Below are 22,095 nucleotides of genomic sequence, written 5' to 3' on the forward strand. Positions count from 1 at the left end.
CCGGCTAAACTGTCATGCGAATATTCGGCCGTCGAACAGCTTGCGCGCCGTGCGCAGCACCGCCGCATCGACCACGGCACCGCCCTGCAGGGTGACGACCACGCTCATCTCGCCGGTTGGATGCTCGACCGAGACGAGCTTTTCCTCGCCCTCTGGCACGACGGCCAGTGCTGCCGCCGGCCCTTCGGACAAGAGGCATGCGGTGGCCACGCTGACGGCGCCGAGCACGCCGATGGCGTCGTGGCAGCGATGGGGAATGAAGGTGCGTGTGGAAATCGCGCCGCTGGCGCGCGGCGCCGAAATCATGGTCATCTTGGGCACGGATTTCTGCGCCACGTCGCCAAGGTTCATCATCGGCCCGGCCTTGAGCCGGATGGCTTCGAGCCTTTCGCGCAGCGGCTGGTTGGCCTCCAGTTCCTGCGGCGTTTCGGTTCCGGCGATGCCGAGATCGGCGGCGCGCATGATGACGCAGGGCATGCCGTTGTCGATCAGCGTGCATTCCACGCCCTCGACCACATCGACCGCCTTGCCGGTGGGCAGCAGCGCGCCGCAGCTCGAGCCGGCGGTGTCGGCGAAGGTGATGGGGATGGGGGCCGCCGTGCCCGGAACGCCGTCGATGCGCGCATCGCCAGCATAGCTTACCCGGCCGCCCGGTGTCTCGACACGCGCAATCGCGACCTGGCCGGTGTTTTCCATGAAGATGCGCACTTCGGTCTGGCCGTCGCGCGCCGGCACCAGGCCGCGCTCGATGGCGAAAGGCCCGACGCCGGCGAGGATGTTGCCGCAGTTCTGGCCGTCGCTCACCAGCGCCTGGTCGACGAAGACCTGCAGGAAGAGATAGTCGACATCGACGCCCGCGCGCGCGGAACGCTTCACCACCGCCACCTTGGAGGTCAGCGGATTGGCGCCGCCCATTCCGTCGATCTGGCGCGCATCGGGCGAGCCCATGGCGCGCAGCAGGAAGGCGTCACGGTCGCCCGGCAGGTCCTGCGCCAGGAAATAGCCGCCCTTGGAGGTGCCGCCACGCATCCACATGCAGGGGATGCCGCTGTCAGATGCGGACATCGGGTCCCTCCTCACCTTTCGCGGAAAAACGAGGCGCGTGCCTCAGACATATTTCAGGCCCTTTTCGGCGAGCCGCCCGCGCATGTCGTAAATGTCGAGGCCGAGTTCGCCCGCGGCGAGCCGCTTGCGCTTGGCCTCCTCGGCCGCCATGCGCGCCTCCGCCTTGGCTGCCACCTCTTCCGACTCCTCCCTGCGCACCACGCAGACACCGTCGTCGTCAGCCACGATGACGTCGCCGGGCTGGATGAGCGCGCCGGCACAGACGACCGGAATGTTGACCGAGCCCAACGTTTCCTTGACAGTGCCCTGCGCGAAGATCGCCTTCGACCAGACCGGGAACTTCATTGCCGTGAGGTCGGCGATGTCGCGCACGCCGGCGTCGATGACAAGACCGCGGCAGCCGCGCGCCTGCGCCGAGGTGGCCAGAAGGTCGCCGAAATAGCCGTCCTCACAGGGGCTGGTGGGCGCAAGCACCAGCACGTCGCCCGGCTTAAGCTGCTCGATGGCCACGTGCAGCATCCAGTTGTCGCCGGGAGGCGAGGAGATGGTGACAGCACTTGCGGCGAGCCGGGCGCCGGAATAGATCGGCCGCATATAGCTGGCAAGCAGACCCTTGCGCCCCTGCGCCTCATGCACGGTCGCCACGCCGCAGGCGGCAAGGCGGTCGATGACGGATTGGTCCGCCCGTTCGATGTTCTGAACGACGACGCCCATCACAGCTCATCCACGGTGCGCGGGAAGACGGACTGGAAGCCCTCGGCATGGGTGGCCTTGCGGCCGCCGGACTGCCCGCCGGAATTGCGCATGAAATGGTTTGCGCGGTTCTCGGCCACATTCTTGTAGTAATGCCAGAGATGCTCCTGCCCCTCCATGCACTGGATGGCGGCCCATTTCTTTTCCCACACCGGCGAGATGTCGAGGAAGACATCGGGCTTCCATTCCATCTGCTCGGTCTGGTGCGGTTCGAAGAGATAGAGCTGCGGCGCGCCCAGCACCTTCTCGCCCGGATTGTGCCCCCAGGCCTGCGCGATCATGCGCGCCTCGAGCGCCACCTGCGTGGCGTACATGTGGTCGGTATTGTACGGGTCCCACTTGGAATGGCTGAGCATGAAGGCCGGCTGCACCTTGCGGATCACGTCCACGATCCGGTATTTCGCCTCGCGGTCGACCTCCAGCGGGTAATCGCCCAGGTCGAAGAACTGGATGTCGTGAACGCCGAGCGCGCTGGCGGCGTTCTCGGCCTCGGCGCGCCGGGCCGCCTTCACCTTTTCCAGCGTCATGTCGGGCTGCTTCCACAGCTTCGCGCTTTCGCCGCGCTCGCCATAGGACAGGCAGATGACCGTGACGTCGTAGCCCTTCTCGGCGTGAAGGGCGATGGCCCCGCCGCAGCGCCACACGAAGTCTGCAGAGTGTGCCGAGATGACGAGTGCCGTCTTTGCCATGAGGTCTAGTCCTTTCTGCCCACAGGGGGCGTGCCATGGGTATGGAATGTCTCGATCGTCTTCAGGCCCCAGGCCTGGCCCTTCTTGCGCTCGCTCTCCGTCCAGGTGACGGTGGGCCAGTCCGGCCGCAGGATCAGCCGGGCGCCGGCATTGGCCAGTTCCACGCGGTTGCCCGCAGGCTCCCAGACATAGAGGAAGAAGGTTCCCTGGATCGCGTGCTTGTGCGGTCCGGTTTCGATGTGGACGCCGTTTTCCAGGAAGATGTCGGCGGCCCTCAGGATGTCCTCGCGCTGGTCCACCGCATAAGTGAGATGATGAAACCTGCCGCGTGCGCCGGTGTGGTCCTCAGAATAGGCGATGTCGTAGCTCTTGTTGTTGACCGTGAACCAGCAGCCGCCGAGCCGCCCGTTGTCGAGAAGGATCTGCTCGGTGACGCGGCTGCCCAGAGCCTGGGTCATGAAATCGCGGATGGCCGATACATCGGCCGCCAGAAGATTGAGATGGTCGAGCCGGCGCGGGCTCGCGCCGCGGCCATGATAGCGCTGGGCGATGTTCTTGAGCGCCGGGCGCTCCTCCGGCGGCGCCTCATAGACCCTGGTGTCGTAGTAAAGCTCGAAGATATGGCCGTCGGGATCGGTGAAGCGGAAGGCGCGGCCATGGCCGGCATCGCCCTCGACCCAGCCGAGGCCGCATCCCATCGCCTCGATCACTTTCACCCGCCGCTCCAGCGCCTCGGGCGACGCGGCACGGTAGGCGACATGGCCGACGCCGGTGGCGTGGTGCCGGACCAGCTTGAGCGTGTGAAACTCGTAATCGTCGAAGGCGCGCAGATAGGCGCAGCCATCCTCGACCAGGCTGGCGGTCAGCCCGTAGACGCGCGTGAAGAAATCCAGGCTCTCGTCGAACCTGTCGGTATAGAGCTCGACATGGCCGAGATGGGCGACGTCGTAACAGGGCTCGGTCATGGCCGCACCCCCGCCGCGAAGTCAGGCTTCGTCCGATATGTCGTCATGCCATCCTCCCTCCCCTGGCCTTGCCGCCCGCGGCGAACGCCCCTCCACCCGGATATTCATGTATGCATTATTAAGCAGCCTAGATGGCAAGGCAACTGTCAAAATTTGATAAATTCCTGCTTTGCATCGCGTTTACGGCTTGACCTCGCCAATCGCCGATCATGTATGTATACATTTTTGGAATTGCGTGGAGGAAAAATTGGGATTTCTGGATTTCACCGTCGGACAGGGCCAAAAGGCAGCAAGGCCGGCGCCTTCTGAACTGATGCAGGGCTGGTCGATCGAGGTGATGCCGCGCACGGCCGCCAAGGTCGATGACTTCCGCGCGCTCCTGCCGGCCGGAACCCGCGTCTACATCGCCCATATCGACGGCACGCCGATCGAGGACATGGTGGCCACCGCGAGGCGGATCGGCGAGGAAGGCTTTCCAGTGATGCCGCATTTCCCGGCACGCTCGATTCCGAGCCGTGACGTGCTGGCGGACTGGCTGGCGCGGTATCGCAACGAAGCGAATGTAAGCCAGGCCCTGCTGCTGGGCGGGGGCATTGCCGTTCCCGCGGGCGACTTCGACAGCTCGCTCCAGCTGATGGAAACCGGGCTGTTCGACCGCCATGGCTTCACCCACCTGCATGTGGCGGGCCACCCGGAAGGCAACCGCGACATCGACCCCGACGGATCCACCACCAATGTGGACAAGTCGCTGCTGTGGAAACAGGATTTTGCCAGCCGCACGGATGCGCGAGTCGCCATCACCACGCAGTTCGCCTTCGATGCGAAATCCGTCATCGGCTGGGCCGAACGCATCCGCGACGCCGGCGTGACGCTGCCGATCCATGTCGGCATAGCGGGCCCGGCCAAGCTGCAGACGCTGATCAAATATGCGCTGTCCTGCGGTGTCGGACCTTCGCTGCAGGTGCTACAGAAGCGCGCACGCGACATCACCAAGCTGCTGCTGCCCTATGAGCCGACGGAGGTCGTCGCCGAACTTGCGCAGCACAAGGCGGCGAGACCGGAGAGCCTTATCCAGCAACTCCACGTGTTTCCGCTGGGCGGCATCAAGACGGCAGCGGAATGGATGAACGAGCGCGGCTTTGTCAAGGCGGAGGCGGCGCTCCAGGCCTGAGACAACGTGTTTAGCCGGCTTTCTGAACCGGCAGAAATAGCACAAGGCACCGGGCGATCCCGGTGCCTTCTTGCATTTGAAATCGCTCGCCGCGCGTTTCGACGACTATTCCTGGCTCAACCCTGCGCGCTCACGAACTCGACGTAGGAAGCCTCGTCAATCTCGATCACGGTCGGCCGGTTGCGCTGGGTGGCGGCATTCAGCTTCGCCGGCAGGTCGCGCGGGTCTTCCAGCTTCTCGGCCTCGCAACCGAAGCCGCGTGCGATGGTCAAGAAGTCGGGCGTGTAGATGTCGACGCCGATCGGCTCGATGCCGCGGGCTTCCATGTAGGCCTTGATCTCGCCATAGCCGTTGTTGTTCCACAGCAGAACGATCAGCGGCAGTTCCGCCTCGCGAGCCGAGCCGAGTTCCGGCAGCGTGAACTGGATGCCGCCGTCGCCGGCAAGGCAGACGGTGGGGCGGCCGGAGCCGATCAGCGCGCCTGCGGCCGCCGGCAGCGCATAGCCGAGCGTGCCGTAGCCAGTGGCCGAGCAGAACCAGGAGCGCGGCTTGTTGGCGGCAAAATCGATGCAGCCGGCATAGACCGGCTGCGCCGAGTCGCCCGCGATCACCACGTCGGGCAGCGTGTCGCGCACGACCTCCATGAGGTAAGCGCCGGCGCGCAGGACCGGATTGAGCTCGGCGCGCACGCCTTCGCGCGCGGCTTTTGCACGCTCGGCGCCATCGCCGGCCGCACGCGGCAAGACGGCAGGCACCAGCGCTTCCAGCGCAAGTTTCGTGTCCGAGATCAGCGCGAGATCGGCCGGGCGGCCGCGCATGGCCTGTTCGGGATCGATGTCGATGCGGACCAGCTTGCCGTTAATGCGCGCGCCGCCGGTCTCGTAGAAATCGAAGTCGGTCGGGCCGAACTCGGTGCCCGCCGCGATCACCAGATCGGCGGCCTCGATGAGCGCGGTAGTGGGCGCCATGGCGGGGCTGCACGGCACGCCGAGCGGATGGCCGGCCGGCAGCGTGCCACGGCCGTTGACGGTCATGACCACCGGCGCGTCAAGCGCTTCGGCCAGCGCAAGCAGCGGCGCGCCGGCATCGGCAGCACCGCCGCCTGCAATGATGACCGGACGCTTCGCCGCCGCGCACAGGGCGGCAGCTTCGGCAATCGCCTGCTGCTGCGGCGCCGGGCGTGTGGGGGCCGGGCGCTTCTGTGCCGGCGGCAGGGCGGAGGCGTCGAGGGTGAGCAGGTCGATCGGCAGCTCGATATGCACCGGGCGCGGACGCGCCGACGCGAAGACCGCAAATGCCCGCGCGATCACCTGCGGCAGCTCTTCGGAGCGCAGAACGGTGTGGCTGAAGGCGGTGAACTGGCGGCCGACCTGGCGCTGGTCGGGCAGTTCGTGCAGGTGCCCCTCGCCCGAGCCCATGCGGCCCGGCGCATTGACGCTGGTGATGACCAGCATGGGCACCGAGTCGCCATAGGCCTGCGCCATGGCGGTGGCGATGTTGGTGAGGCCGGGGCCGGAAATGATGAAGCACACGCCCGGCTTGCCGGTGGCGCGGGCATAGCCGTCTGCCATGAAGCCTGCGCCCTGCTCGTGGCGCGGCGTGATGTGGCGGATGCCGCTGCCGGGCAGGCCGCGATACATTTCCACCGTGTGGACGCCCGGAATGCCGAACACCGTGTCTACGCCATAGGCGGCGAGTAGTTCGACCAGATAGGTTCCAACCGTCTTCATTCAGGCAGTTCCTTTCGCGGCAGGCGCAGCAGGTTCGGCGCAGCCGTCGAGCTGCGCCAGGATGGATTCAAAGGGTGGGCGCTCACCGAAGCCGATGAGCACGAGGATATTGTCCGCGTCGAGGCCTTCCGGCGCTTTTGCCAGTTGCTCGAAGGAAAGGCGGGTGCCGACCAGATGCACGGCGAAGCGGCGGCCATCATTCCCGCGCAAAAAACCCTTGGCGCGATAGACCGCCGTGGGCAGGCCGGCAAGAACCTTCTGCAGGCGCTTCAGGTCGACAGCGCCTTCGCTTCGCCATATCGCGCTCACCGCCTGTTCGTGGACGGGCTCGGCGATGAAATTCGAGGCAGTGCCGCGCGAAAAAATCTGGCCGGCGAAGAGGATGTCGAAAGGCACAAGCGCATTCGTGGTTTCGACGATGCGGGTGTCCGGAAAGGTCCAGCGCGCGCGCCAGGCATCAATGCCCGCGCGGTCGACCAGATCGGTCTTGTTGAGGACCAGAAGATCGGCGGAGCCGACCTGCGCTTCGGCGAGGCCGGGCGCGGCGGAAATCGCATCATCGAAGCCACCGGCATCGACCACCACGACGATGGCATCCGCGCGCAGACGCGAGGCAAAGCGCGAATAGCGCACCGTGTCCATGATGCGGGCGGGATCGGCCACGCCGCTTGCCTCGATCACGATGTGGTCGATGTCGGCGCGGGCGGCCAGAAGCTCTTCCAGCTGCTCGACAAAGCCCTGAGTGAGGCCGCAGCAGACACAGCCATTGGACAGGCTGTAGAGGCCGCCCTCGGTCGAAGTGATGAGCGCGGCGTCTATATTGATCGCGCCGAAATCGTTGACCAGCACGGCGACCTTGAGCCCATGGTCGCCGCTCAGAATGTGGTTGACGAGCGTTGTCTTGCCCGCGCCCAGAAAGCCGCCGATGACGGTGACCGGTGTGGGCGCGGCGCCCTTCATCACCATAGCTGCGGCGCCTCCCCGTGCCACACGGCATCGGAGTTCTCGTTCAGCCGGTCGTGCACGAGCTGGCCCTGCATGAAGGTGAGGTCCACCTTGGTGGAGTGGATGTTGCCCTGCGGCTCGACCTCGAACAGGTTGCGGTCAAGCACGATGATGTCGGCCGACTTGCCGACCTCGAGCGAGCCCGCCTCATGCTCGATGCCCATCGACCAGGCGCCATTCTTGGTCATCACATCGATTGCCTGCTTGAGCGAGATCGGCTCGCCGAACTGGCCCTCGCCCTCGCCCCACGGATTGGCGCGGGTGACCATGGTTTCGAGCGCGATCCACGGATCGAGCGGACTGACCGGCCAGTCGGTGCCGATGACGGCGACGCCGCCGGCTTCCAGCACACCCTTGATGTTATAGGCGCGCGACAGGCGCTCCGGGCCGTAGCCAGAGCGTGCGCCGGAGACGAATTTCGACGGATACCACGACACCGGCGAGAATTCGGCGGTGACGTTCAGGTCGCGGAAGCGCTTGAGGTTGCTGCCGTGCAGGATGGTCGAGTGCGCGCACTGGTGGCGCACGCCGAGCCCGCCCGGACGCCGGCGCGCTTCCTCGACCGCGTCGAGGAAGGTGTCGGAAGCCCCGTCGCCTGTGCAGTGGGCGATGACGCGGATGCCCTGCCGGTCCATGTCCCAGATCATGTCGGCAAGATGCTCGGGCGTGAGGTTGAGCTTGCCGCTCCAGGTGGTGTTGCCGCCATCCCAGGGCGTTATGAGATAGGACGAGCGCGGTTCGACCGTGCCGTCGAAGTGGAATTTCACCGCATTGGCGTTGAGCCGCGCCGAGCGGTAGTAGTGGCGCTCGCCGGCCAGCAGCTCCCAGCGCCGGCGCACCGGGAAGATATCGTCCTGCCAGCTGATCGCCGCTTCGACGCGCAGGGTCAGCTCGCCTGCCTGGTCGAGCGACTGCAGCGCATCCAGCCGGTTTTCGCAGACATGGACATATTTCGTCGACACCACGCCGCGCGCGGACTGATAGTGCACGCCGTCGCGATAGGCCGCGCGCAGCGCCGGCACCGGCGTGGGCGGCATCGCTGCATGGATCAGCGCATAGGCGCCGTCGATCAGCAGGCCCGTCGGCTCGCCGCTGACCGGGTCGCGCTCGAGATAGCCATTGGCCGGGTCGGGCGTATCATTGGTGATGCCGGCGCGGCGAAGCGCCTCGCTGTTGACCATCATGGTGCCCCACATGCGGTCGAGCAGCGCGACCGGACGGTCGGGCATCACCGTGTCCAGCCACTCCTTGCCAGGCACGAGCCCAGCTTGCCGGAATGTGTAGCGGACGAAATACTGGCCGTAGATCCACTCGCGATCGGGGTGCTTGGCGGCGTAGGCGAGGATGGCATCGCGCACCTGGTCCGGCGTCGGATCGACGATGCCGATGTCGAGGTCCTCGGCATAGCGGGGCGCCAGCGCGAGGTCCGGATGGGTGTGCATGTCGTAGAGGCCCGGCATGGCGAAGCGCCCGCCGAGATCCATCACTTTCGTCTGCGCATTGATCAGGTGTTCGACATCCGCGCGCTCGCCGCGCGCGACGATGCGCCCGCGCGCCACCGCCAGCGCCTGGCACCAGGGCAGGCCCGGGTCGCCGGTATAGATGCGGCCATTGACGAGCACGAGGTCCGCAAAGGCGCTGCGGTCCGAATGGCTCGGGCGGTGGTCGTAGAGAACGCGCATGTCGATAGCCTGCCTCTCAGAAAAGAACCTTGGACGCCGGCCTCAATAGCCGGCGCTCGGGATCCACCATTCGCGGCCGCGCACAGTGGTGACATATTCGGGCCAGCGCAAGCCGATCGGCGCCTCGTAGTCGGCGAGCGGCGGGATCCAGTTCGTGCCGCCGACGCCGCCGCCGGTGCGCTCCTCGAACTCCTTGCGGGCAGCCGCGCGCAGCTCGGCATTCTGCATCAGCTCGAGCATCGAGTGGGCGATGGTCTTGGAAGCGCACAACACCATCGGGTCGATGGTCTCGGGAATGCCGCCCAGCGCATTCATCACCCAGTCCGGATAGGCGAAGCCGGCCGGACCGGTGAGCATCGGACGGGCGATGTAGAGGCGCGCGGTGGGCGCGTGCCAGCACATGTCGGTGTAGTCGTCCGAAGTGTAGTTGATCTGCGACGGCGGCAGGTCCTGGCGCAGGATGCGCTCGGCCTCCTGCGGCGCAATCAGCTTCTCGCAGTCCGGCAGGAAGGGCTCGGCCATCGGCTCGAGCCCGACATTGGCCTGGATCTCGCGGGCGATCTCCTTGGCGCGCTCGCCCCACTTCGGCGCGCCGACGGCGGCGAGCTTGCCATAGACCAGCTCGGCCATGACATGGTTGGCAAGGCCGGGGCGCGACTTCGACACCCAGATCTTTTCCACGCGGCAGTGAGCAAGCTTGGCGGCAGCCTCGGCGTTGCGGTCGAGGATCAGCGTCGCCTGCTCGGCCATCTCAACGGTCGGCACGCGGATGATGTACTGGATTTCGGCCAGACGCGCCGGCAGGTTGTCGGCCGTCGCCTGACCGGCCGTCAGGATCGCCTCGCTGATCGACCAGCCGCCCATGTGCGGCAGCATGGAATCGCGCAGCGCCTTGGAGGCGTTGTACATGTAGAACAGCGCATCGTTGGCGCCCGGCGCGCGTACCGCGCTGTGCGCCTGCGGGATCGGCAGGCCGTCGGCGCGCTTCAGCCAGGTTTCCGGCTCGTCGCAGACGAAGCGATAGACCATCGCGTAAGCCGCGCCGCAATGCGTGTCCCAGTTCACCGTGTTGCACAGCGGCAGCATGTAGCAGGGGTGGAAGCTGATCATGGCGTCGAGGCCGTCATAGTAGCCCTTGGCCGCGTGGATCGGCTTGGAGCCGCGCACCTTCTCGGCCGGCTCGCCAAAGAATTTCAGCGTGCCCGGAATGTTGTTCGCCTGCATGGCCGCCTTGGTGGCGAGCAGGCCGCCGAAGGCGCTCATGCCGAGCGCGGAATGCGGATCGGTGTGGCCGCCGGCATGTTCGTTCAAGCCCGCGCGGGGCTCCTTGACCGTGCTCGCTGCCTGGCAATTGCCGGGAACGGCGTCATATTCGGCATAGGAAGCGATGACCGGCCCGCCCTCGCCATTCGTCCACGAGGCGGCGAAGGCCGTCGGCATGCCGCCGGAGCCTTCCTCGACCTCAAAACCTTCGGCGCGAAGGCGCTCCACATACCAGGCAGCGGACTCGTATTCGCGCCAGGCAGTCTCGCCCTTGTGCCAGATTTCGCTGGTCCACTTGGATAGCTCGGCCGCGTTCTCGTCGACCCAGCGCGTGGCGGTTTCCTCGGCAATATTCCTGGTCATCGGCTGCTCGTCATTTTTTTGCGCGGTTTGCACGCTTTGCCGGCGAAGGCGCCGGCATGATTGATCCTCCGGAGGCGGGCGCGGCCCACCTCACTGCAAATCATCGTATGGGGTGAATGGGATTTTCAGAAAGTGATATATATTGTCGCCTGAGTTGAGAGAATTTCATCAGAGGGACACCACATGACCTGGCCGGCCAGAAACCTGCCTTCCATGAGCGCGCTAAGGGCCTTCGATGCGGTCGCCCGCCACGGCAGCCTGTGGCAGGCCGCGCAGGAGCTGCACCGCACGCCGAGCGCCATCAGCCACCAGCTGCGCTTCCTGGAACGCGAGCTGGGCCTCGAGCTCACCGAGCGCGACGGCAAGGGCATCGAGCTGACGCCGTTCGGGCGCCGCTATGCGCAGGAGGTGCGCACCGCGCTGGGCATGATCGCGCAGGCCGCCGAGATCGCCGACGACGTGCAGTTGCACGGCCGGCTGACGATTTCCTGCACGCCGGGCTTCGCCACCTTCTGGCTGTGCAACCATTTGAGCGAGTTCCACAGCCTCTATCCGCTGGTGCGCATGAAGCTGGTGACGCCGCGCCGCCTGGACGATGTGAGCGACCCCGATTCGGACGTGTTCATCGCCTTCGGCTCCGGCAGCTGGCCGAACCATTGGTCGGAACTGCTGGCGCAGGTGGAGTTCACGCCAATCTGCAGCCCCGCCCTGCTCAACGCCAACAGCATTCACACGCCAGAGGACCTGACCCGGCTGACGCTGCTGCACCTGGGCGATTTCCACGACTGGTCGCTGTGGTTCAGCGCCTACGGCCTGCCGATGCCGGAACCCGAAAACAGCATCGTCTTTTCCGACATCTATCTGGCCCAGGCGGCGGCCATTGCCGGCCAGGGCGTGGCGATGGGCGACGACATCGTCTGCGGCAAGGCGCTGACCGATGGCGACCTGGTGAGGCCATTCGACAGCACCATCAAATCGCCCGAGTCCTACTTTCTGGTCTGCGAACGTCACAAGCTCGATCAACCGATCGTAAGCGCCTTCTGCAACTGGCTGAAAGCAAGCCTCACCGAGAGCCGTCAGCTGCTCCGCTCACGACAACATGAATAATCTTCACCTGAACTGCGCAAATTATTCCATTGTGGTGAATTCGCTTTTCACCCTATCGTTTTCGGAAAATAGATAGGGGGAGTGGGTTTGGCCCCGCAACGACATCGCGCCTCTCAGCTCAACGCAATCGGTCTCAGCAAGTCCTTCGGCAATTTCGAAGCCTTGCGCAGTCTCGACTTGACCATCGACGCAGGCGAATTCCTGACGCTGCTCGGCCCTTCGGGCTCGGGCAAGACGACGTTTCTCATGGCGCTCGCCGGCTTCCTGAAGCCGACGCGAGGCCGCCTGGAGGAAGACGGCGTCGACATCACCGGCCGGCCCGCCGACAAGCGCAACTTCGGCATGGTCTTCCAGGGCTATGCGCTGTTTCCGCATCTTTCGGTGGCCGAGAACGTGGCCTTCCCGCTCAAGGTGCGCAAGGTGGCGGCCGCCGAGATCAAGCGCCGCGTGGGCGAGATGATCGAGCGCGTCGGGCTTTCCGCCCATGCCCACAAGAAGCCCGGGCAGCTTTCCGGCGGCCAGCAGCAGCGCGTGGCGCTGGCGCGGGCGCTGGTGTTCGAGCCGGGCGTGCTGCTTCTCGACGAGCCGTTCTCGGCGCTGGACAAGAACCTGCGCGAAGGCCTGCAGGCCGAGATGAAGCGCGTGCACCGCGAGACCGGCACCACCTTCGTCTTCGTCACCCACGACCAGGGCGAGGCGCTGGCGCTGTCCGACCGCATCGCCATCTTCGATCACGGCCGGCTCATGCAGGCGGCCGAGCCGCGCTCAATCTACATGCAGCCCTCCAGCCGCTTCGTGGCGGAGTTCCTCGGCCGCATCAACCTCTTGCCGCTTGCCGGTTGCCGCGCCGTCGACGGCCGCGCGACCGGGCGGCTTGGCGAAGCCACGCTTTCGGCCCCGGCCGCGGCCGATGCCGCCGGCGCGAACGACGCGCTGCTGGCCGTGCGGCCCGAACATCTGCGCATCGGAACCGCCGGCGCGGACGACAACAGCCTGACCGGCGTGATTGCCGACAAGACCTATAACGGCGCCGACATGACGCTGCAGATCGCGCTACCCACCGGCCAGCACCTGCAGCTGTCGGTGCCCGACCGTTCCGCCGCCGCGGAGCTGGCGCTCGGGGAGGAGGCCACGGTGAGCTGGCCGATGGAGAGCGGCTTCATCCTGCGCGACGACAAGAATATCTGAACCGTTCTTTGGGAGTGAAAACGAAAATCATGTCTGATCATTTCAAGCGCGACTGCTTTGAAATCCTCACCCGCCGCGCCGCCGCCGGCGAGATCGACCGCCGCAGCTTCGTGAAGGCCGCCGCGGTGCTGCTGAGCGTGCCGCTGGCCATGCGCAGCAAGATGGCCTTTGCCGCCGACCAGCTGGTGATGGCCAACTGGGGCGGCGACGCGCTCGAGATCTTTGCCCGCGCTTTCGGCGACGGCTTCACCAAGGAAACCGGCATTCCGGTTCGCATCGACGGCAGCGGCCCGACGGAAGGCGCCATCAAGGCGCAGATCACCAGCAAGAAGGTGATCTGGGACGTTGTCGACGCCGACGCCAACCTGAGCATCGACTTCGGCAAGCAGGGCGCGCTGGAAGCCATCGACTACAACGTCGTCGACCGCGCCAAGCTGCGCCAGGGCTTCGACTTCGAATACGGCACGCCGGGCTACTTCTTCTCCTATGTGCTTGCCTATGACGCCTCGAAGTTCGCCGACGCGGCCCCGACCTCGCCGGCCGACTTCTGGGATGTCGAGAAGTTCCCGGGCAAGCGCACCATGTACAAGTGGATGAACGGCATGCTCGAGGCGGCGCTGCTCGCCGACGGCGTGAAGCCGGAAGAGCTCTACCCGCTCGACATCGACCGCGCGCTCGCCAAGATCGAGGCGCTGAAGCCGCACATCATCTCCTTCTGGGGCTCGGGCGCCGAAAGCCAGCAACTGCTGCTCGAAGGCGAAGCCTCGATGGGCTACATCTGGAACACCCGCGCCATGCTGCTGGAAAAGGACACCGGCGGCCAGATCAAGTGGGGCTTCGACGGCGGCTTCGTCAACTCGAGCACCTGGATCGTCATCAAGGGCAACCCGGCCGGCAAGGACAATGCGATGAAGTTCATCGCCGAGGCCCAGAAGCCGGAAAACCAGCTCATCCTGTTCGAGCAGATGGGCAACGGCCCGGCCAACCCCGAGACCGACGCGCTGATCGCCGACGACCAGAAGGCGCTGAACTGCGCCTCGGCCGAAGCGCTTGCCAAGCAGGTCGCGCTCAACGCCGAATGGTACGCCGACAACTACTCCGCGGCCCTGGAAAAGTTCCTGGCCCTGGTCTCGAAGTAAGAACCAATCAGCAAGGAGGAGCGGCAAGCGCCGCTCCTCCAAAAGATCCAAAAGCGTCAGGAGAGCCTTGATCATGTCCCGATCCTGGATGCGTTACGCCGTCCTGCTGGCTCCCCTGCCGCTTCTTCTGGTCGCTGCCTATGTGCTGCCGTTCCTGATGGTGGCCAAGTGGAGCGTGACCGACCCGGAGCCGGGCTTCGGCCAATATGTCCGCATCTTCACCGACCCGACCGTACAGGCCGTGCTGATCCGCACGCTGCGCATCTGCGTGATCGTGACCACCGTTTCAGTAACGCTGGCCTATGCCATCGCCTACAACTGGGTGTTCGGCCCGCCCCGGCGGCAGCGGCTGATCGAATATTGCGTGCTGATCCCGTTCTGGATCTCGGTGCTGATCCGCGCCTTCGGCTGGCTCATCCTGCTGCGCAACAACGGCATCATCAACGAAAGCCTGATGAGCGTCGGCCTGATCAAGGAGCCGCTGGCGCTGGTGCGCAATGAGCTTGGCAGCATCATCGGCATGACGCATTTCCTCATTCCGTTCGCGGTCTTCCCGCTCGCGTCCGCGTTGCGGCAGGTCGATCCGCGCGTGCTGCAGGCGGCAAGCGGGCTTGGCGCCGGTCGCATGCGCATCTTCTGGAAGGTGACGCTGCCGATGACCATGCCCGGCGTGCTGGGTGCGGCGATCATCGTGTTCGTATTCGCGCTCGGCTTCTTCATCACACCGGCGATCCTGTCTGGCGGCCGCAGCGTGATGGTGGCGGAATTCATCTATCTGCAACTGTTCCAGACAGTGAACTGGGGCCTGGCCGCGGCGATCAGCGTGATCCTGCTGGCGATCGTGGCAGCGCTGGGCGCGCTGCTGCACAAGGTCTCGCGCATAGACAAACTGGTGGGGTAAGGCGATGAGCGCAAACGCAAACGGTACCGACAAGCCGGGCTGGGTCAGCGCCGTCATCGTCTATCTGACGATCATCTTCCTGCTGATGCCGCTGCTGGCCATCGTGCCGGTGTCCTTCACCGGGGCGCGCTATCTTTCCATGCCGAAGGGCAACTGGTCGCTGCGCCATTACGAGGCGCTGCTGACCAACCCGGTGTGGCTGGACAGCATCAAGCTCAGCCTCGGCATCGCCGTGGCGAGCGCGGCGATCTCCACCGTCCTGGCCGTCCTGTTCGGGCTCGGCCTCTGGTACAAGCGCAACCGCTTCACCATGGCGCTGGCCGCGCTGGTGTTTCTGCCGATGGTGATGCCGCCGGTGGTCTCGGCCATCATCCTCTACTTCTTCGAGACGAACCTGATCGACATCGCACCCTGGATCGGCTTCGACAGCATCGGCGGCGTGATCCTCGCCCATGTCATCGTGGCGACCCCCTTTGCGCTGGTGACCTTCATGGTTTCGCTGAGCCAGATCGACAAGCGCATCGACATGGCCGCACGCGGGCTTGGCGCCTCGCTGTGGCAGTCGATCTTCCGGGTGGTGCTGCCCAATGCCAGGTTCGGCATCATCTCGGCCGCGTTCTTCGCCTTCATCCTGTCGTGGGAAGAGATTTCGGTGACGCTATTCATCACCAGCTTCAACGTCGTCACCCTGCCGCGCCAGATGTGGAACGGCATGCGCGACAATGTCGACCCGGCAATCGCGGCGATTTCGGTGATCCTGATCTCGCTGACCGTGCTGGGCATCCTCGGCCGCGACCTGTGGCGCTGGCAGCGTTCGCGCCGCCAGGCGCTGGCGTGACCCCACCTTTCGCCTGAGCGCCCGTAGAGACTGATATTCAGAACCGATTGGCCATGCAGGGCCGCAGCCAAGCGCACAGCTTTCCAATCGCTCAAAAAGAAAGAACCCGGCAAGAATTCCTTCTTGCCGGGTTCTTTGTTGGAGGCTGGGGATCAGGCCTTGACCTGCGCCAGCGCCGCGTCGAGCGAGGTGCGGAGCGCGACGATGATGTCGTCGACCTGCGCCCTGGTGATGATCAACGGCGGGCAGAAGGCGATCGAGTCGCCCATGGCGCGGGAGATCACGCCGTTCTGCTGCAGCTGGCCATTGACGAGTGCGCCGAGCGCACCGACCTGGCCCCACGGCGCCTTGGTCGCCTTGTCGGCCACCGTCTCGATCGCCGCGATGAGACCGACGCCGCGCACTTCGCCGACGAGCTCATGCGAAGCCAGCTCGCGCAGGCGCTGCTGCATGTAGGCGCCGACCTCGCGGGCGTTGTCGACCAGGTCGCGCTCCTCGATCAGGCGGATGTTTTCCAGCGCCACTGCAGCCGCGACCGGATGGCCGCCGGCGGTGAAGCCGTGGCCGAAGGTGCCGATGCGATTGCTTTCGTCGGCGATCGGTTCGAACACGCGATCGTTGATCATCAGCGCCGAAATCGGCAAGTAGGACGAGGACAGCTGCTTCGACATGACAATGATGTCGGGCCGCATGCCCATGGTCTGCGAGCCGAACATCTCGCCGGTGCGGCCGAAGCCGCAGATGACCTCGTCGGCCACCAGCAGGATGTCATACTTGGCCAGAACCGCCTGGATCTTTTCCCAATAGCCGGCCGGCGGCACCACGACGCCGCCCGCGCCCATCACCGGCTCGCCGATGAAGGCGGCGACGGTTTCGGGGCCCTCGGCCAGGATCAGCTTCTCGAGATCGTCGGCAAGCCGCGTCGTGAACTGGTCCTCGCTCTCGCCCGGCAGGGCCTCGCGCCAGTAGTGCGGGCAGGAGGTGTGCAGGACATTGGCGATCGGCAGGTCGAAGGAGATCTGGTTGTTCGGCAGGCCCGTGAGGCTGGCCGAGGCGATGGTGACGCCGTGATAGCCGCGCTTGCGGCTGATGATCTTCTTGCGCTGCGGCTGGCCGAGCGCATTGGAGCGATACCAGATCATCTTCATGGCCGTGTCATTGGCCTCGGATCCGGAATTGGTGAAGAAGGCCTTGCTCATCGGCACGGGCGCCATCGTCACCAGCTTCTCGGCCAGGTCGATGACCACCGAATGCGACTTGTGGGTGAAGTTGTGATAGAAGGGCAGCTGCTTCATCTGCCGCGTTGCGGCCTCGACCAGCCGGGGCTCCGAGAAGCCGACCGCCACGCTCCACAAGCCGGCCATCGCCTCGATGTAGCGCTTGCCGGTGTTGTCCTCGACATAGATGCCATCGCCCTTCTCGATGATGAGCGGGCCGACTTCCTGGTGCCGACGCATATTGGTGTAGGCATGCATGTGATAGCGGATATCGCGTGCTTCAGGGGAATTGGGTTGGGCGTCCATAATGGTTTCCTGTGTTTCAGCGCCACGTCTAACGGGCATTCCCGGCCTTGCAAGAAAAGACTGCACCCCGCCTGCAAATCGCAGGTGGGAATCACCCTTGCAAATTCCAAAAATTTGCTGTGTGATGCATCATGTATTTCGGAAATTATGTTGTCAATGCGGCACTTTAGAGATACGCGCCGGGTTGCGTGGGATGCCGTAAACGATGAGTGGAAACTTCAACTTCCAGACCCTTGAACACGAGAATCTGGGCGAGAGCGTCTATGCCCGCATGTCGGAGGCGCTGATGAAGGGGCGCTTTGCCCCTGATGCGCGCCTGACCATACGTGACATAGCCCAGTCCCTCGGCACCAGCGTGACCCCGGTGCGCGATGCAATCCTGCGCCTGATCCAGGACGAGGCGCTGGTGCAGAAATCCGCGCGCGAAGTGCGCGTGCCGCTCCTGACCATGGAGCGCTACAAGGAAATCCGGCAGATCAGGATGAAGCTGGAGGGGCTGGCCGCGCGCGAAGCCGCCCTCAAGGCCGGGCCGCAGGACATCGCCCGGCTGCGCTATCTGATCGAGCGCAACGAGCGCGCGATTGCCGCCAAGGACTGGAGCCGCGCCCTCGAGCTCAACCAGGTGTTCCATTTCGCGCTGGCCGAGATCGCCGACATGGTGGTGCTGCGCGGAATCTTGAACCGGCTATGGCTGCAGATGGGCCCGCTGATCGCCGAAGCCTACCAGGCCGGCGGGCGCATCATGATCGACCATCATTACCAGGTGCTCGAGGCCATCGTCGCCAAGGACCCGGACGCGGCCGAGCGCGCCATCGTCGAGGACATTGGCGACGCGGGAAAGACGATCATCGAGCAGGTGATCATGCGCCGGCAGAACGGGGCTGCGGACTGAGATGGAACAGGTCGACTGCATCATCGCGGGTGCCGGTGTCATCGGCCTGGCCGTGGCCCGCGAGGTTTCCACGCTCGGCTGGGAGACGATCGTCATCGAGGCCGAAGAGGCCATCGGCACGCAGACGAGCTCGCGCAATTCCGAGGTGATCCATGCCGGGCTCTACTACCAGCCCGGATCGCTGAAGGCGAAGTTTTGCGTGGAGGGCCGCGAAAAACTCTATCGCTTCGTCCAAGAGCATAACGTGCCGCACCGGCGCTGCGGCAAGCTGATCGTGGCGACCCACGCCGACCAGGAGGCGACACTTGCCGCCATCGTCGACAGGGCGCGCGCCTGCGGCGTCGACGATCTGGTGCCGCTTTCCGCCGCGGAGGCGCAAGCGCTGGAGCCGTCGCTGCGCTGCACGGCGGCACTGCTGTCGCCCTCGACCGGCATCATCGACAGCCACGGGCTGATGCTGGCCCTGCTGGGCGAGGCCGAGGAGCACGGCTGCTTCCTCTCGCTCAACACCCGCATCGTCTCGGGGCGCCTCGAAGCCGACCACGTGGTGCTACAGACGCGCGACAGCGCCGGCGGCGAATTCGAGATCGCGGCAAGGCGCTTCATCAACGCGGCCGGGCTTTCGGCCAACGCCATCGCCCGCTCGCTGGAAGGTTTTGACGGCAACTTCGTGCCGCCGCTGCGCTACGCCAAGGGCAACTATTTCTCGGTGACGGGCCGGCCGGCCTTTTCGCGGCTGATCTACCCGGTGCCGGAGCCGGGCGGGCTCGGCGTGCACCTGACGCTCGACCTCAACGGCTCGGCCCGCTTCGGCCCGGACGTCGAATGGGTGGAGGGGCTGGACTACAAGGTCGACCCGCGCCGCGCCGATCATTTTTATGGCGAGATAAGGAAGTATTGGCCGGGCCTTACCGACGGCAGCCTGAGCCCGACCTATAGCGGCATCCGCCCGAAACTGTCCGGCCCGGGAGAGCCGAACGCGGATTTCGTGATCCAGGGGCCGGAGGCGCATGGGACGGCGGGCATCGTCAACCTGTTCGGCATCGAAAGCCCCGGCCTGACTTCGAGCCTGGCGATCGCCGGGCATGTGGCGCGGCTGGCGGAAGCGGCGCGCCCATAAGATCCCCCCGAGGGCGCCCCGGACGGCGTTGCGCCGTCCGGAGGGCAATTGATCCTTTCGCTTACCGATGGCGCGGATAGGCTTCGGCTTCGGGGGCGTTGGCCCAGCTCTGCAGCGTCTGGCCGCCATCGATCAGCCAGTCGACGCCGGTGATGTGGCGAGCCTCGTCCGAGGCGAGGAAGGCGACGGCGGCCGCTACGTCTTCCGGCTGACCGATGCGGCGCAGCGGAATGCGGTTGGCAAAGCGCTGGATGCCGGCCTGATAGGCCTGGCGATCCGCCGCCGGCACGCCAAGCGTCGTCTCGATAACGCCGGGACAGATCGCATTGACGCGGATGCCGTAGGGCGCGGCGTCGAGGGCTGCCACGCGCGTCAGGCCGACCACGCCATGCTTGGTCGAGGCGTAGCCGGCACCGCCGGAGAGCACGTCCCAGCCGGCCATCGAGGAACCCATGTTGACGATGGAGCCCTCTATCTTGCCGTCGATCATGGCGTTGAGCGAAGCCTTCATGACGAGGAAGACGCTGCGCAGGTTGATGCGAACGATGGCGTCCCAGTCCTCGACGGCAAGCTGGTGCACCGGAGCCACCTGCCCGGAGATGCCGGCATTGTTGAACACCACGTCGAGGCGGCCGAAGGTGGAGACAACCTTGTCGATCGCCTTCTGGACCTCGGCCTCGTCGGAAACGTCGGCGGCAACAGCCAGCGCGCGCTCGCCCAGCTCGGCGGCGAATGCCTCGGCCCTGGCGCCGTCGCGATCGACGACGGCTACCCGCGCCCCCTCTTCGAGGAAGCGGCGCACGGCCGCGCCGCCGATGGCGCCAGCGCCGCCGGTGACGACGACGACCTTGTTTTCAAAGCGATTCATGTTCGTCTCCTTCAGGAATTCTTGTACGAGCGCCAGGAATGACGCGGCTCGAAGCCGAGCGTTTCGCGCGCATGGGCGTTGTCGATCACCGCGCCATGGCCTGGGATCGGCCGGGCGAACGGCACGCCGGGGAATGCACGCTCGGCCAGCACCGCGGTTTCTTCCTCGGAATAGCTGTCAGCCGCGCTGAGGAAGGTGCGCAGATGCCCCTCGCCCTTCCAGGCAAGCGCCTTGAGGAAGGCATCGGCGGCGTCTCGGGCGTCGAGATAGCTCCACAGGTCGCGGGCGGAATCGGCCAGCACGCGGCGCGGCCCCACCTCGTTGAAGAAGGTCTCGGGTGTCTGGATCCAGGGCATGCGCAGGCTGACCGCAGAGAAGGCTCCGCGGCGCACGGCCGCTTCCACCACCTCCTCGCCCAGCCACTTCGACAGGCCGTAGGCATCCTGCGCGCCGATGGGATGGTTCTGGTCGACCGGCAGGTAGTGCGGGGCGCGGAAATTTTCGGCAAAGGGATAGCCGAGCACGCTGAAGGAGGACGCATAGATAAAGCGCGAGGCGCCGACCTTCACCGCTGCCTCGACCACATTGTAGGCGGCCGCGATATTGGTGCGGAAAACCTCGGCCGGGGCGCGCCCGGTCGGCCGCGGGATGGCGGCGATGTGAACCACCGCCTCGCAGGCGCCGATGAGCTGCAGCGTGGCGCCGAGGTCGGTGAGGTCTGCCGTGACATGCTGCCAGCCGCCCGTGCTGGGTGGCGCCATGTCGATGCCCAGCACCTCGTGCCCGGCCCCCACCAGGGCTTCGGCGACGTGCCGGCCCAGCAGGCCGCTCGATCCTGTTACGACGATTTTCATATCGGCTCCTTCTCTGTGGCGCGACGAACCCGGAACTTGCCGCCGGAACGACCTGCGGCGATCACTTGAGTCGGCCTCCGTGCACAATATCATTGATGGTCATACAATTCGAAGAGCATAATCCCCCATCTTGTCAATGGAGCGCTGCATGCCCAAATCGCGCTTGGCGGCTAAAGTTGGTGACACGGTCGCTCTTTGCGCGCCGGCGCCACGCTGCGGGATTGACTTCGCCGGCGGCAGGGTTTTTGTATGTACACAAACAATTGGCACATGCTGAAGGGTTTCTACCATGACCACGGATAGCTTTTCGTCGCACCGCAATGACGGCAGCATAAGCCTCGACCCGGCGCGCGCCGCGGTGATCGTGGTGGACATGGTAAACGATTTCTGCAAGCCGGGCGGCGCAATGGTGCTGCCGGGCTACGAGACGCTGGTGGCGCCGCAGCTCAGCGTGATCGAGGCCGCCCGCAAGGCCGGCGCCCCGGTGATCTGGGTTCACGACGCGCATCGCCCCAACATGCGACGCGACCGCGAATGGCTGAAGCGCACCCCGCACTGCGTGGAAGGCACCTGGGGCGTCGAGATCATCGACGACCTCGGCGCGCGCGACGACGAGATCCACATCATCAAGCGTCGCTACTCGGCCTTCTTCCAGACCGACCTCGACATGACGCTGAAGGACATGCTGGTCGACCAGATCATCGTCTTCGGCGTGGTCACCAATATCTGCGTTCGCTCCACCGTGCATGACGCCTTCTTCAACGGCTACGAAGTGGTGGTGCCGAGCGATTGCTGCGCGGCCACCGGCCCGCGCGAACAGGAAAGCAGCCTCTACGACATCGCCACGCATTTCGGCGTCGTCAGCGACGCGGCGAGCGTGGCGGGGGCGTTGCAATCCGGCGCGGTCCTGCGCAACCTCGACACCGTCGGCTGAATACGGCCAGGGAGAGGGGGCGCAGCCCGGCCAGGAGCGGCCTGG

The 22,095-nt window shown here is 65.5% G+C and carries 20 protein-coding genes; 9 read left to right on the forward strand and 11 right to left on the reverse strand.

The genetic code is table 11. The annotated features are described in order from the left end of the window. Positions 1 to 12: 12 nt before the first annotated feature. The 4 genes from AC3A4H_RS13115 to AC3A4H_RS13130 are packed head-to-tail and all read right to left on the reverse strand — an operon-like array spanning position 13 to position 3,472. Positions 13 to 1,065, reverse strand: coding sequence for a 4-oxalomesaconate tautomerase (locus AC3A4H_RS13115; protein ID WP_487767048.1), 1,053 nt, complete (start codon positions 1,063 to 1,065; stop codon positions 13 to 15). Positions 1,066 to 1,107: 42 nt separating this feature from the next. Beyond that, positions 1,108 to 1,779, reverse strand: coding sequence for a 4-carboxy-4-hydroxy-2-oxoadipate aldolase/oxaloacetate decarboxylase (locus AC3A4H_RS13120; protein ID WP_487767049.1), 672 nt, complete (start codon positions 1,777 to 1,779; stop codon positions 1,108 to 1,110). Then, entirely contained in the window at positions 1,779 to 2,507 is a 729-nt protein-coding gene (locus AC3A4H_RS13125) for a PIG-L deacetylase family protein (protein ID WP_487767050.1), read from the reverse strand. The genes AC3A4H_RS13120 and AC3A4H_RS13125 overlap by 1 nt, the downstream gene beginning before the upstream one ends. Before the next feature lie 5 nt (positions 2,508 to 2,512). After that, a complete protein-coding gene (locus tag AC3A4H_RS13130; RefSeq protein WP_487767051.1) occupies positions 2,513 to 3,472 on the reverse strand; it encodes a VOC family protein in 960 nt (319 codons plus the stop codon). Positions 3,473 to 3,719: 247 nt separating this feature from the next. On the opposite strand from AC3A4H_RS13130, the gene AC3A4H_RS13135 reads away from it, so the two are divergent. Next, positions 3,720 to 4,643 (forward strand): methylenetetrahydrofolate reductase, encoded by a 924-nt coding sequence (locus AC3A4H_RS13135; RefSeq protein WP_487767052.1) that lies wholly within the window; start codon positions 3,720 to 3,722, stop codon positions 4,641 to 4,643. A gap of 116 nt (positions 4,644 to 4,759) precedes the next feature. On the opposite strand, the gene AC3A4H_RS13140 is transcribed toward AC3A4H_RS13135, so the two are convergent. The 4 genes from AC3A4H_RS13140 to AC3A4H_RS13155 are packed head-to-tail and all read right to left on the reverse strand — an operon-like array spanning position 4,760 to position 10,686. After that, positions 4,760 to 6,373, reverse strand: coding sequence for a 5-guanidino-2-oxopentanoate decarboxylase (locus tag AC3A4H_RS13140; protein WP_487767053.1), 1,614 nt, complete (start codon positions 6,371 to 6,373; stop codon positions 4,760 to 4,762). After that, positions 6,374 to 7,339 carry a CobW family GTP-binding protein gene (locus AC3A4H_RS13145; RefSeq protein WP_487767054.1) on the reverse strand — a complete coding sequence of 322 codons (966 nt, stop codon included), beginning with the start codon at positions 7,337 to 7,339 and terminating at the stop codon, positions 6,374 to 6,376. It lies immediately after the preceding gene. Then, complete coding sequence (locus AC3A4H_RS13150) at positions 7,333 to 9,060, reverse strand: amidohydrolase (RefSeq protein ID WP_487767055.1); 1,728 nt, start codon at positions 9,058 to 9,060, stop codon at positions 7,333 to 7,335. Before AC3A4H_RS13150 ends, AC3A4H_RS13145 begins: the two co-directional genes overlap by 7 nt. A gap of 42 nt (positions 9,061 to 9,102) precedes the next feature. Next, positions 9,103 to 10,686: a zinc-binding metallopeptidase family protein gene (locus AC3A4H_RS13155; protein ID WP_487767056.1), complete on the reverse strand. Its 1,584-nt coding sequence runs from the start codon at positions 10,684 to 10,686 to the stop codon at positions 9,103 to 9,105. Positions 10,687 to 10,899: 213 nt separating this feature from the next. Between AC3A4H_RS13155 and AC3A4H_RS13160 the strand changes: the two genes are divergently transcribed. The 5 genes from AC3A4H_RS13160 to AC3A4H_RS13180 all read left to right on the forward strand — a co-directional run bounded on the left by AC3A4H_RS13160 (position 10,900) and on the right by AC3A4H_RS13180 (position 15,859). After that, positions 10,900 to 11,793 (forward strand): LysR substrate-binding domain-containing protein, encoded by an 894-nt coding sequence (locus tag AC3A4H_RS13160; RefSeq protein WP_487767057.1) that lies wholly within the window; start codon positions 10,900 to 10,902, stop codon positions 11,791 to 11,793. Positions 11,794 to 11,880: 87 nt separating this feature from the next. After that, on the forward strand, positions 11,881 to 12,981 hold the full coding sequence (locus AC3A4H_RS13165) for an ABC transporter ATP-binding protein (protein ID WP_487767058.1): 1,101 nt from the start codon (positions 11,881 to 11,883) through the stop codon (positions 12,979 to 12,981). Positions 12,982 to 13,010: 29 nt separating this feature from the next. Beyond that, positions 13,011 to 14,120, forward strand: a complete 1,110-nt coding sequence (locus AC3A4H_RS13170; protein ID WP_487767059.1) for an ABC transporter substrate-binding protein — start codon at positions 13,011 to 13,013, stop codon at positions 14,118 to 14,120. Between the two features lie 73 nt (positions 14,121 to 14,193). Then, positions 14,194 to 15,021, forward strand: a complete 828-nt coding sequence (locus tag AC3A4H_RS13175) for an ABC transporter permease (protein WP_487767060.1) — start codon at positions 14,194 to 14,196, stop codon at positions 15,019 to 15,021. A 4-nt stretch (positions 15,022 to 15,025) separates the two neighbouring features. Next, a complete protein-coding gene (locus AC3A4H_RS13180) occupies positions 15,026 to 15,859 on the forward strand; it encodes an ABC transporter permease (protein WP_487767061.1) in 834 nt (277 codons plus the stop codon). 152 nt (positions 15,860 to 16,011) lie between these two features. On the opposite strand, the gene AC3A4H_RS13185 is transcribed toward AC3A4H_RS13180, so the two are convergent. After that, positions 16,012 to 17,382, reverse strand: a complete 1,371-nt coding sequence (locus AC3A4H_RS13185) for an aspartate aminotransferase family protein (RefSeq protein ID WP_487767062.1) — start codon at positions 17,380 to 17,382, stop codon at positions 16,012 to 16,014. 205 nt (positions 17,383 to 17,587) lie between these two features. On the opposite strand from AC3A4H_RS13185, the gene AC3A4H_RS13190 reads away from it, so the two are divergent. Continuing rightward, a complete protein-coding gene (locus AC3A4H_RS13190; RefSeq protein WP_487767063.1) occupies positions 17,588 to 18,274 on the forward strand; it encodes a GntR family transcriptional regulator in 687 nt (228 codons plus the stop codon). A 1-nt stretch (position 18,275) separates the two neighbouring features. Continuing rightward, entirely contained in the window at positions 18,276 to 19,394 is a 1,119-nt protein-coding gene (locus tag AC3A4H_RS13195; protein WP_487767064.1) for an NAD(P)/FAD-dependent oxidoreductase, read from the forward strand. Between the two features lie 61 nt (positions 19,395 to 19,455). Here AC3A4H_RS13195 and AC3A4H_RS13200 read toward each other — a convergent pair whose 3' ends face one another. Then, positions 19,456 to 20,262 (reverse strand): SDR family NAD(P)-dependent oxidoreductase, encoded by an 807-nt coding sequence (locus AC3A4H_RS13200; protein WP_487767065.1) that lies wholly within the window; start codon positions 20,260 to 20,262, stop codon positions 19,456 to 19,458. 11 nt (positions 20,263 to 20,273) lie between these two features. Further along, positions 20,274 to 21,116, reverse strand: coding sequence for an NAD-dependent epimerase/dehydratase family protein (locus tag AC3A4H_RS13205; protein WP_487767066.1), 843 nt, complete (start codon positions 21,114 to 21,116; stop codon positions 20,274 to 20,276). A 289-nt stretch (positions 21,117 to 21,405) separates the two neighbouring features. On the opposite strand from AC3A4H_RS13205, the gene AC3A4H_RS13210 reads away from it, so the two are divergent. Then, positions 21,406 to 22,050 carry a cysteine hydrolase family protein gene (locus AC3A4H_RS13210; RefSeq protein WP_487767067.1) on the forward strand — a complete coding sequence of 215 codons (645 nt, stop codon included), beginning with the start codon at positions 21,406 to 21,408 and terminating at the stop codon, positions 22,048 to 22,050. The last annotated feature ends 45 nt before the right edge of the window (positions 22,051 to 22,095 follow it).

This window comes from Pseudaminobacter sp. Soil_N_29, assembly GCF_057656055.1.

Coding starts and splice junctions, on each gene's coding strand:
- AC3A4H_RS13115 (WP_487767048.1), bottom strand. CDS start 1,065: ATGTCCGCATCTGACAGCGGCATCCCCTGCATGTGGATGCGTGGCGGC.
- AC3A4H_RS13120 (WP_487767049.1), bottom strand. CDS start 1,779: ATGGGCGTCGTCGTTCAGAACATCGAACGGGCGGACCAATCCGTCATC.
- AC3A4H_RS13125 (WP_487767050.1), bottom strand. CDS start 2,507: ATGGCAAAGACGGCACTCGTCATCTCGGCACACTCTGCAGACTTCGTG.
- AC3A4H_RS13130 (WP_487767051.1), bottom strand. CDS start 3,472: ATGACCGAGCCCTGTTACGACGTCGCCCATCTCGGCCATGTCGAGCTC.
- AC3A4H_RS13140 (WP_487767053.1), bottom strand. CDS start 6,373: ATGAAGACGGTTGGAACCTATCTGGTCGAACTACTCGCCGCCTATGGC.
- AC3A4H_RS13145 (WP_487767054.1), bottom strand. CDS start 7,339: ATGGTGATGAAGGGCGCCGCGCCCACACCGGTCACCGTCATCGGCGGC.
- AC3A4H_RS13150 (WP_487767055.1), bottom strand. CDS start 9,060: ATGCGCGTTCTCTACGACCACCGCCCGAGCCATTCGGACCGCAGCGCC.
- AC3A4H_RS13155 (WP_487767056.1), bottom strand. CDS start 10,686: ATGACCAGGAATATTGCCGAGGAAACCGCCACGCGCTGGGTCGACGAG.
- AC3A4H_RS13160 (WP_487767057.1), top strand. CDS start 10,900: ATGAGCGCGCTAAGGGCCTTCGATGCGGTCGCCCGCCACGGCAGCCTG.
- AC3A4H_RS13170 (WP_487767059.1), top strand. CDS start 13,011: ATGTCTGATCATTTCAAGCGCGACTGCTTTGAAATCCTCACCCGCCGC.
- AC3A4H_RS13175 (WP_487767060.1), top strand. CDS start 14,194: ATGTCCCGATCCTGGATGCGTTACGCCGTCCTGCTGGCTCCCCTGCCG.
- AC3A4H_RS13180 (WP_487767061.1), top strand. CDS start 15,026: ATGAGCGCAAACGCAAACGGTACCGACAAGCCGGGCTGGGTCAGCGCC.
- AC3A4H_RS13185 (WP_487767062.1), bottom strand. CDS start 17,382: ATGGACGCCCAACCCAATTCCCCTGAAGCACGCGATATCCGCTATCAC.
- AC3A4H_RS13190 (WP_487767063.1), top strand. CDS start 17,588: ATGAGTGGAAACTTCAACTTCCAGACCCTTGAACACGAGAATCTGGGC.
- AC3A4H_RS13195 (WP_487767064.1), top strand. CDS start 18,276: ATGGAACAGGTCGACTGCATCATCGCGGGTGCCGGTGTCATCGGCCTG.
- AC3A4H_RS13200 (WP_487767065.1), bottom strand. CDS start 20,262: ATGAATCGCTTTGAAAACAAGGTCGTCGTCGTCACCGGCGGCGCTGGC.
- AC3A4H_RS13205 (WP_487767066.1), bottom strand. CDS start 21,116: ATGAAAATCGTCGTAACAGGATCGAGCGGCCTGCTGGGCCGGCACGTC.
- AC3A4H_RS13210 (WP_487767067.1), top strand. CDS start 21,406: ATGACCACGGATAGCTTTTCGTCGCACCGCAATGACGGCAGCATAAGC.